The sequence below is a fragment of the Amycolatopsis sp. NPDC041971 genome (assembly GCF_055588925.1).
In genome coordinates, this window is sequence record NZ_JBVJCE010000003.1 from 486448 (window position 1) to 498383 (window position 11936).

Consider the following 11936-nt stretch of genomic DNA (forward strand, 5'->3'; position numbering starts at 1 on the left):
GGGGGACAAAAAAACCCCCACCCCCTTCTCGTTTTTTTCCTCTGGGGGCTTCGCCCTGGGGTCAAAAAACCACCAGACAAAGGAACAAAACCGCGAGGGGGAGGAGTGGCTTAAGCGCGCGAGACGTACTTCGCGGCCGCGGCCACGAACTCACTCGCCCGGGTGGCCAGGTCCGCCAGCGACCCACTCGAGGTGAGCGCGTCGCCGAGAAGCGGCGTCGCGGCGGCGACGGCGATCGAACCGGCCTCGAGGTATTTCCCGACGTCGGCGAGATGGACGCCGCCGGTCGGTACCAGCGGGATGTCCGGCATCGGCGCCCGGATCGCCCGCAGGTAGGCGATCCCGCCGACGGCCGCGATCGGGAACACCTTCACCGCCGCCGCGCCGAGACGCCACGCCTGGTCGATCTCGGTCGGGGTCAGCGCGCCGCAGATCACCGGCAGCCCGCGTTCGTGCGCGCGTTCCATGACCAGTGGGTTCACCGTGGGGGTGACGAGGAAGGTCGCGCCCGCGTCCGCCGAGATGTCCACATCGGACACCTCGCGCACGCTCCCGGCGCCGACGTGCGCGTCGTCGCCGAGCTTCTTGCGGATGGTCTTGATGGCGTCGGTGGCACCCGGCGTGGTCAACGCCGCTTCGAGCACCCGTACGCCGGCGGCGTGCAGCACCGTCGCGGCGTCGGCGAAGCGGCTCGCGTCCGCGGCCCGCAGGATCGCGACGAGCCGGTTTTCGATCAGGGTGTCCTGGAGGTCGTGCTGGATCATGCGGCCGGGACCGGCGCCTTCCCGGTGTAGGTCACGCCCACCTCGTCGAAGTCCTTGAGCGCGGCGTCGACGGTCGGCTGCGAGCCGCCGACCGTGAGGTCCAGCAGCACCCGGACCTTGAAACCCGCCTTCACCGCGTCGAGCGCCGTCGCGCGGACACAGAAGTCGGTCGCGATGCCGACGACGTCGACCTCGGTGACGTCGTGCTCCTTCAGCCACGCGTCGAGTGTCTTGCCGTCGCGCGCGTTGCCTTCGAAGCCGGAGTACGCGGCGGTGTACTCGCCCTTGGAGAAGACCTCGCTGATCGGCACCACGTCGAGCGCGGGGTGGAACGACGCGCCGGAAGTGCCGGCGACGCAGTGACGCGGCCAGCTGTCCTTGAAGTCCGGCGTCTCGCTGAAGTGATCGCCCGGGTCGATGTGATAGTCGCGGGTGGCGACGACGTGCGCGTAGCCACCTTCCGCGGCCTGCTTGGAGATCGCTTCGGCGGCTGCGGCGCCACCCGGCAGGCCGAGCGACCCGCCTTCGCAGAAGTCGTTCTGCACGTCGACCACGATCAAGGCGGTCCCCATGGGTTGCTCCTGAGTCTCTTTAGACGAATACGGTCGGGATGGCGGGCTCCCCGTGCGAGAGCTTGAGGCCCTCCCACGGCAGGGTCACCAGCGCACGCCGAAGCCGCTGGCGCGCGTCGTCCAACGTGGGCAGATCATCCACCGTCCGGCCGTCCCGGACCAGCGGAATCTGCAATTCGTGGTCGTTCGGTTCCCGTTCCGGTACCACCGAGGACGGCGCTGCGGCGGTCCAGATCACCTCTTCGACGGCGGTGCCCGTCTCGCGGTGCCGCCGCAACGCGGATTTCCGCCCGCCGCGGGACTCCTTGTGCGCGCTGCGCTTGGCGACCGGCCTGCCGTCGACCTCGACGAGCTTGTAGACCATCCCGGCGGTCGGCGCGCCGGAACCGGTGACGACCGAGGTCCCGACGCCGTACGCGTCGACAGGTTCCGCCCGGAGTGCCGCGATGGCGTGTTCGTCGAGGTCGCCGGACACCACGATGCGGGTGTCCTTGGCGCCCAGGGCGTCCAGTTGCTCGCGGGCCTTGCGCGCCAGCGGGCCGACGTCGCCGGAGTCGATGCGGATCGCGCCCAGTTCGGTCCCGGCCACCCGGACGGCCGTTTCGATGCCCTTGGTGATGTCGTAGGTGTCCACCAGCAGGGTGGTGTCGGCGCCCATCTTGTCCACCTGCGCGCGGAACGCCGCCTCTTCGCTGTCGTGCAGCAACATGAACGCGTGCGCGACGGTGCCCCGCGTCGGGATGCCGTAACGGCGGCCCGCTTCGAGGTTGGAGGTCGTGGCGAACCCGGCCAGGTACGCGGCCCGCGCGGCGGCGACGGCGGCGTACTCGTGCGTGCGGCGCCCGCCCATTTCGATGATCGGCCTGCCGTGCGCGGCGCCCGACATCCGCGCGGCGGCGGACGCGATCGCGCTGTCGTGGTTGAGGATCGAGAGGATCAGCGTCTCCAGCACGACGGCCTCGCCGAAGGAACCGGTGACGGTCAGGATCGGGGAGCCGGGGAAGTAGAGCTCGCCCTCGGGGTAACCGTCGATGTTCCCCGAGAAGGAGTAGTCCGCCAGCCACGAAAGGGTGGCGTCGTCAACGACCGCCGTCGCTTCCAGCTGACTCAGTTCGGCGTCGGTGAACCGGAAGTCCGCGATCGAGTCGAGGACACGGCCGGTGCCCCCGACGACGCCGTAGCGGCGGCCGTCGGGCAGACGACGTGCGAAGACCTCGAAGACGCACGGCCGGTCCGCGGTTCCGTCGGACAGGGCGCTGGCCAGCATGGTCAGCTCGTAGTGGTCGGTGAGCAGCGCGGTGCTGGCGCCAGTGGCCGCCTCGGGGAAACCCATGGCATCAGCCTATTCACCCACATGGCCGGACCTGCCAGCCCATACCGGAACGGGCCCGTGACACCATGGAGTGCATGTCCACGGCTGTCGCATCCGAGCAGACGCAGGTTGATCCACAGGGAGCAGAAGTCGTCTCTGAGGACAAACCTTGGCGGACGGTCGTCTGGAACGATCCGGTGAACCTCATGTCGTACGTGACGTACGTGTTCCAGAAGCTGTTCGGGTACAGCCGGGACCACGCGACGAAGCTGATGCTCGACGTACACCAGAAGGGCAAGGCGATCGTGTCCTCCGGTTCCAAGGAGAAGGTGGAGGCCGACGTCGCGAAACTCCACGCCGCCGGTCTCTGGGCGACGATGGAGCAGCCGTCATGAACGGATGGCGCCGTAAGGGCGAGACCATCGTCGCGGGGTTCGAGCAGCAGGAGGCCGCGGTCCTGCGTGGCCTGGTCAGTCAGCTGGAGGACATGCTCACCGCGCGTGCCGAGGAGGCGCCGCAGGACGAGCTGGCCGAGCTGACCGGGATCCGGATGGGCCCGACCGAATCGCCGGACGATCCGGTGCTTTCGCGGTTGCTGCCGGACTTCCACAAGCTGGACCCGGACAACCCGACCCGTGAGGACATCGACTCGGCCGCCGCGATGCGGTCGATCCACGAGCCCGAACTGCTGGACAAGAAGGTCGGCGTCGCCAAGATCGTGCTGGACACCCTGCCGCGTGACGGCGGGAACGTGCGGCTGACCTTCGAACAGGCCGACGCCTGGCTGGGCGCGCTCAACGACGTCCGGCTGGCGCTGGGCACCGCGCTCGACGTCACCGACGACATGCCCGACGAGCTGCCCGAGGACGATCCACGCGCGCCGCATCTCGGCGTCTACCACTGGCTGACCTGGGTGCAGGAGACCCTCATCCAGTCGCTGACGTCATGATCACCGACGTCCCGGGGGTGCTGGTCGGGCACCACGAGCGGGTCGGTGACGGCTGGGCGACCGGGACGACGGTGGTGCTGGTCCCCGGTGGCGCAGTCGGAGCCGTCGACCAGCGCGGCGGCGCGCCCGGCACCCGCGAGACCAACCTGCTGGAGCCGGAGAACCTCGTCCAGCACGTCAACGCGATCTGCCTGTCCGGCGGGAGCGCGTACGGCCTGGCCGCGGCGGACGGCGTCATGCGCTGGCTCGCCGAGCGGAACCTGGGCATCCCGGTCGGGACCGAGCCGCACGAGGTGGTGCCGATCGTGCCCGCCGCGGTGCTGTTCGACCTGCCGCGCGGTGACTGGGGAAACCGTCCGGACGCCTCTTTCGGTTATGCGGCCTGTGAAGCGGCTGTCGCGGGTCCGGTCGGGCTCGGGACCGTCGGTGCGGGCGCGGGGGCGAAGGCGGGATCACTCAAGGGCGGGATCGGGACCGCCTCGGAGAAGGTCGGGGAGTTCACCGTCGGCGTCGTCGCCGCCGTGAACGCCGCCGGCGAGGCCGTGGACCTCTCGACCGGCCGCGCGTTCGCTGCCGATCACGAGGTCGACGGCGAGTTCGGCGTCCGCTGGCCCGACCGGCCCGGCGATGTGGAAGCGAAGGCGTCGGGGCTCAACACGACCATCGGCGTGGTCGCGGTCGACGCGGCGCTGTCCAAGGCGGAGGCGCGACGGCTCGCGGTGGCCGCGCAAGACGGTCTCGCCAGGGCGGTCCGCCCGGCGCACACGATGTTCGACGGCGACACGGTGTTCGCGCTGGCGACCGGTGACCGGGAGCTGCCCGGTGGCGCGGGGCCCGTCGCGGCGGCCCGGCGCGCGATGGTGCTGGACACGCTCTGCTCGGCGGCCGCGCGGGTGTTTGGGCGGGCGATGGTGCACGGCGTGCTCAACGCCACTTCCGCCGGAGGCATGCGCGCGTACCGCGACGTGTGGCCCGAGGCCTTCTCCTGACCCCTGCATTCAGTCCTCTGAATGCGGTAGTTGCACGCGCAAGGACCGCATTCAGAGGACTGAATGCGGGATTGAGTGGCGGCAATCTCAGAGTATGGACCGGCCCCGTCCAGCACCTAAGATGGGCGATGTGCTCCGGATCCGCCGTGAACTCGTCGACGAGATCGTCGCCCACGCCCGTCGTGACCATCCCGATGAGGCGTGCGGGGTGATCGCCGGTCCCGAGGGATCGGACAGCCCCGAGCGGTACCTCCCGATGCTGAACGCGGCGCGCTCGCCCACGTTCTACGAGTTCGATTCGGGTGATCTGCTCAAGCTCTACCGCGAGATGGACGCCAACGACGAGGTGCCGGTGGTCATCTACCACTCGCACACCGCGACCGACGCCTACCCGTCCCGCACCGATGTCTCGTACGCCTCGGAACCCGACGCGCACTACGTGCTCGTTTCCACCAAGGACCCCGATTCGCACCAGTTCCGGTCGTACCGGATCGTGGACGGGGAGATCACCGAGGAGCCCGTCGAGATCATCGGCTGAACCCCGGCCCCGGGGACAACCCGGCCCGGACCGAACGTCTGCGTAGCAGAGAACCCACCGGAGGTAGAAAACCATGGCCGTGACCGTGTCCATCCCGACCATCCTGCGTACGCACACCGGCGGCGAGAAGTCCGTCGAGGCGACCGGCAAGACCGTGCTCGAGGTGATCGACGACATCGAGTCCCGCCACGGCGGTCTCAAGGCCCGCCTGGTCAAGGAAGAGAAGCTGCACCGCTTCGTCAACGTCTACGTCAACGATGAGGACGTCCGCTTCTCCGGCGGCCTCGAGGCCGAGGTCAAGGACGGCGACACCCTGACCATCCTCCCCGCCGTGGCCGGTGGCTGATCGATGGCTCGCTTCGAGTCGCTGCTCGACACGCTCGGCGGCACGCCGCTGGTCGGCCTTCCCCGGCTTTCGCCCACCCACGACGTGCGGTTGTGGGCGAAGCTGGAGGACCGCAACCCGACCGGTTCGATCAAGGATCGCCCCGCATTGGCGATGATCGAGGCCGCCGAGCGTGAAGGCATCCTCCGGCGTGGCTCCACGATCCTGGAGCCGACCTCCGGCAACACCGGGATCTCGCTCGCCATGGCCGCGAAGCTCAAGGGCTACGGCCTGGTGTGCGTGATGCCGGAGAACACCTCCACCGAACGCAAACAGCTGCTGCAGGCGTACGGCGCGCGGATCGTCTTCTCCCCGGCCGCCGGCGGGTCCAACGAGGCCGTGCGCCGCGCGAAGGAACTCGCCGAGGCGAACCCGGAATGGGTCATGCTCTACCAGTACGGCAACCCCGCCAACGCCGACGCGCACTACCGCGGCACCGGACCCGAACTGCTCAAGGACCTGCCGACGCTGACGCATTTCGTCGGCGGCCTCGGCACCACCGGCACCCTGGTCGGCGTCGGGCGTTACCTCCACGAGGCGAAGCCGGACGTGCAGATCATCGCGGCCGAACCGCGCTACGGCGAGCTGGTGTACGGCCTGCGGAACCTCGACGAGGGTTTCGTCCCGGAGCTCTACGACGCGAGCGTGCTCAACGGCCGGTACTCCGTCGGCGCGTACGACGCGCTTCGCCGGACACGTGAGCTGCTGGAGCACGAAGGTATCTTCGCGGGGATCTCGACCGGCGCGGTGCTGCACGCGGCGCTGGCCGTCGCCGAGAAGGCCGCCGCTTCGGGAAAGCCGGCCGACGTGGCCTTCGTGGTGGCGGACGCGGGGTGGAAGTACCTCTCGACGGGCGCGTACTCCGGCTCGCTCGACGAAGCGGCCGAAAGGCTCGACGGACAGCTCTGGGCCTGATTCGCCTCTCCGCGCGTGCCATGAACGGTCCGTTACTTGCAAAATTTGCAAGTAACGGACCGTTCATGGCATTGGCGGCACGGCACGCGGGGCGCTGGCACGATGGCCGGCATGAAGGTCATCGGGTTGCTGGGCGGGATGAGCTGGGAATCGTCGGCCGAGTACTACCGGCTGGTCAACGAGCGCGTTCGTGAGCTGCGCGGCGGCTACCACTCCGCGCGCACCGTGCTGTACTCCGTGGACTTCGCCGAAATCGAAGCGATGCAGGCCGAAGGCCGCTGGGACGACGCCGGACGGGAACTGAACACGGCCGCGCGCGGCCTCGAAGCCGCCGGAGCGGACTTCGTCGTCCTGTGCACCAACACGATGCACAAGGTCGCTGACCGGCTCACGAACGGTCTGGGCATCCCGCTCCTGCATCTCGCCGACACCACGGCCGCCGCGATCAAGGCCCGCGACGTCAACAGGGTCGGACTCCTGGGCACCGGTTTCACCATGGCCCAGCCGTTCTACCGCGATCGCCTCGCCGGGCACGGTCTCGACGTGCTCGTCCCGGACGAGCAAGACCGCGAGACGGTGCACCGGGTCATCTACGACGAACTCGTCCACGGCGTCGTCACCGAGGGCTCCCGCGAGCGGTACCGCGAGGTCATCGCGAGGCTCGTCGAGGCGGGCGCGGAAGGCGTCATCTACGGATGTACCGAGATCGAACTGCTCGTCGGCCCCGAAGACAGCCCGGTGCCGACCTTCCCCACCACGAGGTTGCACGCCGAAGCGGCCGTGGACTACGCGCTGGGCGAGGCCTCACTCCCTCCCGCGGTGTGACGCTCGTGCTGCGAGACGGCCTGCCGCCACAGCCTGTCCTGTTCTTCACCGGTGAAACCGGCGCGAGGCACGCCGAAGACGTCCTCGATCGCCGTCCACCACTCGGCCGGTGAATCCAGCACCGCCTTGCCGCCCGGCAGACCGCTCAAGGTCAGCGCGCGCAGCGAATCCACGCCCTCGGCGTCGCGCCGCTGCAGCACCAGCGTGCGGACGAATCCGGAATCCTCGGACGTGGACAGCTCGACGTGCTTTTCGGCGAAGTCCGCCATCACGGCCGCCTCCGGCGCGAAATCCATCCCGACGAAACTGCCCTGCGGATCGTGGTCGAAGCGCCAGCCGCCGGGAGTGACGTCCGAAGCCCGCATGCGGAACACCAGCGGCCCCTGTTTGTACTCGCCTTCACGCAGCGGGAGCGGCTCGTGGATGCCGTCCCCGAGCCCCACGTCGACCAGCCAGCCGACCTCGGGAGTCTCCGGCAGCCCGGTCACCGTCAGTGCCAGGTGGTTGAGGTGGATCCCGGCGGGATCGCCCGGCAGCTGCGCCCCGCTCGGATGCCGGTCGACCTGGTAACCGAGCGCCCGCAGCAGCGCCGAGAACGCGCCGTTGAGGTGATAGCAGTAACCGCCCCGGCCGGCGACGATCCGGCTGAACGACACCGCGGGATCCAGCGAGGTCACCCGGCCCAGCTGGACTTCGAAATCCTCGTACGGCACTCGCTCCACATGCGCCGCGTGGAGCCGGAAAAGCGCGTCGAGGCTCGGTGGCTCCTGCTCGAGGCCGAGTCGCGAGAGGTAGGCGGGCACGTCGACGTGCTCGGAAGAAGAAGTCCCCATGTGATCAACGGTAGCGGCCCCCACCGACAATTCAGGGTTCTCACGGAGGCGATCCCGCCGGTCGCCGTCGTAGCCTGGGGAGGTGACCCCTTTGTCTCCCCAGCCGGTCCCGGTGAGCGAGCCCGGTACGGATCCGGCCAAACGCGTCCTGCCGCCGAACCCGAAGGCCGCCGCGATCGTGGCGCTGGCCTTCACCGCGCTGCTCTACCTGGTCGAACTGGTCGACGTCGTGCTGCCCGCCGACCTCGACCAGAGCGGCGGCATCGTCGCCCGTGACGTCTCCGATCTCGACGGCGTGATCTGGGCGCCGTTGCTGCACGCGGGCTGGGGACACCTGTTCTCCAACACCGTCCCGGTGCTGGTGTTCGCCTTCCTCGCGATGTCCGCGGGCATCGGCCGATGGGTGCTGGTGACCGCGATCATCTGGGTGCTCTCCGGCGTCGGCGTCTGGCTGATCGCACCGGGCGGCACGGTGACCGTGGGCGCCTCGGGCGTCGCCTTCGGCTGGCTCGCGTTCCTGCTGGTCCGGGGCATCTTCAATCGTGCTGTCGGGCAGATCCTGGTGGCCGTGGTGCTGCTGGGCATCTGGAGCGGGATGCTCTGGGGCCTGCTTCCGGGTGATCCGAACGTCTCCTGGCAGGGCCACCTGTTCGGCGCGCTGTCCGGGGTCTTCGCGGCCTGGGTGATGGCGCGGATGGACAGGTCCCAAGCCAGGAAAGCGACCGGTCCCGGTAGCCTCGCCGGGTGACCAAACCGAGCGCCGACGCCCCGATCGGCGTCTTCGATTCCGGAGTGGGCGGGCTCACCGTCGCCAGGGCGATCCTGGAGCAGTTGCCCGGTGAGCAGTTGCGCTACGTCGGCGACACCGCCCGCAACCCGTACGGTCCGCTTCCCATCGCGACGGCACGCCAGTACGCGCTGGAAGCGCTGGACGACATCGTCGACGGCGGGGTGAAGGCGCTGGTCATCGCCTGCAACACGGCCTCCGCCGCCTGCCTTCGTGACGCGAGGGAACGCTACGACGTCCCCGTGATCGAGGTCGTCCTCCCGGCCGCGCGCCGGGCCGTTTCCGCCACGCGTTCCGGCCGCATCGGGGTGATCGGCACCGAGGGCACCGTGCGGTCCCGCGCCTACGACGACGCCTTCAACGCCGCACAGGACGTCGAGATCACCAGCGTCGCGTGCCCGCGGTTCGTGGACTTCGTCGAACGCGGGATCACCACCGGGCGCCAGGTGCTGGGGCTCGCACAGGGTTATCTGGAACCACTGCTGGACGCGCAGGTCGACACGCTGGTCATGGGCTGCACGCACTACCCGTTGCTGTCCGGGGTGCTGCAGATCGTCATGGGCCAGGACGTCACGCTGGTGTCCAGCGCCGAGGAGACCGCGCGTGACCTCGTGCGGGTCCTCACCGAAGCCGTCCTCCTCGCCGAGCGCGACACCCCGCCGCGGCACGAGTTCGTCGCCACCGGATCCGCCGAGCCGTTCACGAGGCTCGCTCAGCGGTTCATGGGTTTCGCTCCGGGTGTGCTGGCTCCCACCAGCGCATAAAACGCCGATTCCGTGCTTAAGGTGTCACAGTGCGTCTCACGATCCTCGGCTGCTCCGGCAGCATCCCCGGGCCCAACGCCGCCGCGTCCGGCTATCTGATCGAGGCGGACGGGTTCGTCCTGGGGCTCGAACTCGGCAACGGGACGCTCGCCAGGCTGCAGGCCCTGCGCGACCCGTTCGACCTGGGGGCGCTGATCCTTTCGCATCTCCACCCCGATCACTGCGCCGATGTCAGCGCGCTCACCGTGCTGCGGCGCTACCACCCCGCGCCGCCGTATCCGGCGAGGCCGCGACGGCTGCCGGTGTACGGGCCCTCGGACGTGCACGAGCGGCTCGCCCACGCCTACGCGGCGAACGAGGACGAGCGGGCGACCACCGATCTCTCCGACGTCTTCGCCTTCGACGTCCTGCGGGAAGAACCCATGGAGATCGGTCCGTTCGAGGTGACCGCGGTCCCGGTCGACCATCCGACCCCGGCGTTCGGCCTGCGTTTTTCGCACGGCGGCAAAACCCTCGCCTACACCGGCGACACCGGCGTCTGCGACACCCTGACCGACCTCGCCGACGGCGTCGACGTCCTGCTGTCCGAAGCGTCTTGGACCGACTCGCCCGACCGGCCCCCCGGCGTCCACCTGTCCGGCAAGGAAGCGGGAGAGCTGGGCCGCAAGGCGGGGGTGGGGCGGTTGCTGCTCACCCACGTCGCGCCCTGGACCGACCGCGACGCCGTCCTCGCCGAGGCGGCCGTCGCGTTCCCCGGGGCCGAACTGGTCGAGCAGGGCGCCGTCTACGACCTCTGACACGGGGTTCTAGAGTGACGGCCGTGGCGAGAAAAGACGGCAGGAACGACGACCAGCTTCGCGACATCAAGATCACCCGCGGCTTCCAGCGGTGGCCCGCGGGCTCGGTGATGATCGAGTTCGGCGACACCCGGGTGTTGTGCGCGGCGAGTGTCACCGAAGGCGTCCCGCGCTGGCGGGCGGGCTCCGGCCTCGGCTGGGTCACCGCCGAGTACGCGATGCTGCCGTCGGCGACCAACACCCGCAGCGATCGCGAATCCATCAAGGGCCGCGTCGGCGGCCGCACGCACGAGATCTCCCGGCTGATCGGCCGGTCCCTGCGCGCCTGCATCGACCTGGCGGCGCTGGGGGAGAACACGATCGTCATCGACTGCGACGTCATCCAGGCCGACGGCGGCACCCGCACGGCCGCGGTGACCGGCGGCTACGTCGCGCTCGCCGACGCCGTCACGTGGCTCGGCGCGGCGGGCCGCCTCGCCGACCCGCAGCCGCTTTCGGCTTCGGTGGCGGCGGTGAGCGTGGGCGTCGTCGACGGCCGTGTGCGCCTGGACCTGCCGTACGAAGAGGACTCGCGCGCGGAGGTCGACATGAACGTCGTCGCCACCGACGCCGGCACCATGATCGAGGTGCAGGGCACCGGTGAGGGCGCCACCTTCGCCCGGTCCACTTTGGACACGATGCTGGACATGGCGCTCGCGGGCTGTGAGAAGCTGACCCGCCTCCAGACCGAAGCCCTCGCGTTGCCGTATCCCGGCGAGCTTCCCGAGCCGCGTCCGGACAAGAAGAAGGGCGCGAAGTGACCAAGCTGCTCCTCGCCACCCGCAACGCGAAGAAGCTCGGCGAACTCCGGCGCATCCTGGTGGCGGAGGGGATCGAGGGCATCGAAGTCATCGGGCTCGCTGACGTCCCCGAGTTCCCCGAAGCGCCCGAAACCGCTCCGGACTTCGAAGGCAACGCGCTCGCGAAGGCGCGGGACGCGGCCGCCGCGACCGGTCTCCCGGCCATCGCCGACGACTCCGGCATCGCCGTCGACGCGCTCAACGGCATGCCGGGAGTGCTCTCGGCCCGCTGGTCGGGCAGGCACGGCGACGACGAGGCGAACCTGGACCTCGTGCTGGCGCAGCTGTCCGACACACCCGACGAGCGGATGGGCGCGGCTTTCGTCTGCGCGGCGGCGCTCGTCGTCCCCGGTGACGACGAAACCGTGGTGCGCGGGGAATGGCGTGGCTCGCTGATCCGGGAACGCCGTGGTACGAACGGATTCGGTTACGACCCGATCTTCGTGCCGGAAGGCGAGACGCGGACCTCCGCCGAGCTGGAACCGTCCGAAAAGGACGGTTTGTCGCATAGGGGGAAGGCGCTGCGGGCGTTGGCGGGGGAGCTGCGGAAGCTGGTGGGTTGAGTTGGTCGTGGGGGGGGGGTTTGGGTTTGGGCCCCCACCACCACCCCCACCCCCCCTGGGGGCCCCCCCCCCCCCCCCCTGCGGCCTCTGTTTCTTTTTTTCTC

The 11936-nt window shown here is 69.7% G+C and carries 16 protein-coding genes; 12 read left to right on the forward strand and 4 right to left on the reverse strand.

The genetic code is table 11. From position 1 onward, the window contains the following. Nucleotides 1-110: 110 nt before the first annotated feature. From ACZ6DT_RS10550 to ACZ6DT_RS10560, 3 genes are read right to left on the reverse strand one after another with little or no spacing between them, the layout of a single operon-like run. Nucleotides 111-764, reverse strand: a complete 654-nt coding sequence (locus ACZ6DT_RS10550; RefSeq protein ID WP_465591728.1) for a bifunctional 4-hydroxy-2-oxoglutarate aldolase/2-dehydro-3-deoxy-phosphogluconate aldolase — start codon at nucleotides 762-764, stop codon at nucleotides 111-113. Further along, nucleotides 761-1336: an isochorismatase family protein gene (locus ACZ6DT_RS10555; RefSeq protein WP_465591731.1), complete on the reverse strand. Its 576-nt coding sequence runs from the start codon at nucleotides 1334-1336 to the stop codon at nucleotides 761-763. Before ACZ6DT_RS10555 ends, ACZ6DT_RS10550 begins: the two co-directional genes overlap by 4 nt. Before the next feature lie 19 nt (nucleotides 1337-1355). Further along, complete coding sequence (locus ACZ6DT_RS10560; protein WP_465591733.1) at nucleotides 1356-2669, reverse strand: nicotinate phosphoribosyltransferase; 1314 nt, start codon at nucleotides 2667-2669, stop codon at nucleotides 1356-1358. Between the two features lie 74 nt (nucleotides 2670-2743). On the opposite strand from ACZ6DT_RS10560, the gene clpS reads away from it, so the two are divergent. The 7 genes from clpS (at nucleotide 2744) to ACZ6DT_RS10595 (ending at nucleotide 7249) form a co-directional block, all read left to right on the forward strand. After that, entirely contained in the window at nucleotides 2744-3043 is a 300-nt protein-coding gene (gene clpS, locus ACZ6DT_RS10565) for an ATP-dependent Clp protease adapter ClpS (protein WP_465591736.1), read from the forward strand. Further along, nucleotides 3040-3597, forward strand: a complete 558-nt coding sequence (locus ACZ6DT_RS10570) for a DUF2017 domain-containing protein (protein WP_125799613.1) — start codon at nucleotides 3040-3042, stop codon at nucleotides 3595-3597. Before clpS ends, ACZ6DT_RS10570 begins: the two co-directional genes overlap by 4 nt. Continuing rightward, nucleotides 3594-4586, forward strand: a complete 993-nt coding sequence (locus tag ACZ6DT_RS10575; RefSeq protein ID WP_465591739.1) for a P1 family peptidase — start codon at nucleotides 3594-3596, stop codon at nucleotides 4584-4586. The genes ACZ6DT_RS10570 and ACZ6DT_RS10575 overlap by 4 nt, the downstream gene beginning before the upstream one ends. Before the next feature lie 121 nt (nucleotides 4587-4707). Beyond that, nucleotides 4708-5124 carry a M67 family metallopeptidase gene (locus ACZ6DT_RS10580; protein ID WP_465591741.1) on the forward strand — a complete coding sequence of 139 codons (417 nt, stop codon included), beginning with the start codon at nucleotides 4708-4710 and terminating at the stop codon, nucleotides 5122-5124. A gap of 73 nt (nucleotides 5125-5197) precedes the next feature. Continuing rightward, a complete protein-coding gene (locus ACZ6DT_RS10585) occupies nucleotides 5198-5470 on the forward strand; it encodes a MoaD/ThiS family protein (protein WP_005165659.1) in 273 nt (90 codons plus the stop codon). A 3-nt stretch (nucleotides 5471-5473) separates the two neighbouring features. After that, nucleotides 5474-6424 carry a PLP-dependent cysteine synthase family protein gene (locus ACZ6DT_RS10590; RefSeq protein WP_465591744.1) on the forward strand — a complete coding sequence of 317 codons (951 nt, stop codon included), beginning with the start codon at nucleotides 5474-5476 and terminating at the stop codon, nucleotides 6422-6424. Nucleotides 6425-6535: 111 nt separating this feature from the next. Continuing rightward, the gene (locus ACZ6DT_RS10595; protein WP_465591746.1) at nucleotides 6536-7249 is read left to right on the forward strand and encodes an aspartate/glutamate racemase family protein; all 714 of its coding nucleotides are present in this window, start codon (nucleotides 6536-6538) and stop codon (nucleotides 7247-7249) included. On the opposite strand, the gene ACZ6DT_RS10600 is transcribed toward ACZ6DT_RS10595, so the two are convergent. Then, nucleotides 7210-8082, reverse strand: a complete 873-nt coding sequence (locus ACZ6DT_RS10600; RefSeq protein WP_465591749.1) for an arylamine N-acetyltransferase family protein — start codon at nucleotides 8080-8082, stop codon at nucleotides 7210-7212. The genes ACZ6DT_RS10595 and ACZ6DT_RS10600 overlap by 40 nt on opposite strands. A gap of 91 nt (nucleotides 8083-8173) precedes the next feature. Between ACZ6DT_RS10600 and ACZ6DT_RS10605 the strand changes: the two genes are divergently transcribed. Genes ACZ6DT_RS10605 through rdgB form a run of 5 tightly spaced genes read left to right on the forward strand, consistent with a single transcriptional unit; the run spans nucleotide 8174 to nucleotide 11832 of the window. Further along, nucleotides 8174-8830 (forward strand): rhomboid family intramembrane serine protease, encoded by a 657-nt coding sequence (locus ACZ6DT_RS10605; protein ID WP_465591873.1) that lies wholly within the window; start codon nucleotides 8174-8176, stop codon nucleotides 8828-8830. Then, on the forward strand, nucleotides 8827-9633 hold the full coding sequence (gene murI, locus ACZ6DT_RS10610) for a glutamate racemase (RefSeq protein WP_465591752.1): 807 nt from the start codon (nucleotides 8827-8829) through the stop codon (nucleotides 9631-9633). The genes ACZ6DT_RS10605 and murI overlap by 4 nt, the downstream gene beginning before the upstream one ends. A 29-nt stretch (nucleotides 9634-9662) precedes the next feature. Continuing rightward, a complete protein-coding gene (locus ACZ6DT_RS10615; RefSeq protein ID WP_465591755.1) occupies nucleotides 9663-10430 on the forward strand; it encodes an MBL fold metallo-hydrolase in 768 nt (255 codons plus the stop codon). 23 nt (nucleotides 10431-10453) lie between these two features. Further along, complete coding sequence (gene rph, locus ACZ6DT_RS10620) at nucleotides 10454-11230, forward strand: ribonuclease PH (RefSeq protein ID WP_465591757.1); 777 nt, start codon at nucleotides 10454-10456, stop codon at nucleotides 11228-11230. Next, nucleotides 11227-11832 (forward strand): RdgB/HAM1 family non-canonical purine NTP pyrophosphatase, encoded by a 606-nt coding sequence (gene rdgB / locus ACZ6DT_RS10625; RefSeq protein WP_465591760.1) that lies wholly within the window; start codon nucleotides 11227-11229, stop codon nucleotides 11830-11832. The genes rph and rdgB overlap by 4 nt, the downstream gene beginning before the upstream one ends. Nucleotides 11833-11936: the final 104 nt, after the last annotated feature.

Coding starts and splice junctions, on each gene's coding strand:
- ACZ6DT_RS10550 (WP_465591728.1), bottom strand. CDS start 764: ATGATCCAGCACGACCTCCAGGACACCCTGATCGAAAACCGGCTCGTC.
- ACZ6DT_RS10555 (WP_465591731.1), bottom strand. CDS start 1,336: ATGGGGACCGCCTTGATCGTGGTCGACGTGCAGAACGACTTCTGCGAA.
- ACZ6DT_RS10560 (WP_465591733.1), bottom strand. CDS start 2,669: ATGGGTTTCCCCGAGGCGGCCACTGGCGCCAGCACCGCGCTGCTCACC.
- clpS (WP_465591736.1), top strand. CDS start 2,744: ATGTCCACGGCTGTCGCATCCGAGCAGACGCAGGTTGATCCACAGGGA.
- ACZ6DT_RS10570 (WP_125799613.1), top strand. CDS start 3,040: ATGAACGGATGGCGCCGTAAGGGCGAGACCATCGTCGCGGGGTTCGAG.
- ACZ6DT_RS10575 (WP_465591739.1), top strand. CDS start 3,594: ATGATCACCGACGTCCCGGGGGTGCTGGTCGGGCACCACGAGCGGGTC.
- ACZ6DT_RS10580 (WP_465591741.1), top strand. CDS start 4,708: ATGGGCGATGTGCTCCGGATCCGCCGTGAACTCGTCGACGAGATCGTC.
- ACZ6DT_RS10585 (WP_005165659.1), top strand. CDS start 5,198: ATGGCCGTGACCGTGTCCATCCCGACCATCCTGCGTACGCACACCGGC.
- ACZ6DT_RS10590 (WP_465591744.1), top strand. CDS start 5,474: ATGGCTCGCTTCGAGTCGCTGCTCGACACGCTCGGCGGCACGCCGCTG.
- ACZ6DT_RS10595 (WP_465591746.1), top strand. CDS start 6,536: ATGAAGGTCATCGGGTTGCTGGGCGGGATGAGCTGGGAATCGTCGGCC.
- ACZ6DT_RS10600 (WP_465591749.1), bottom strand. CDS start 8,082: ATGGGGACTTCTTCTTCCGAGCACGTCGACGTGCCCGCCTACCTCTCG.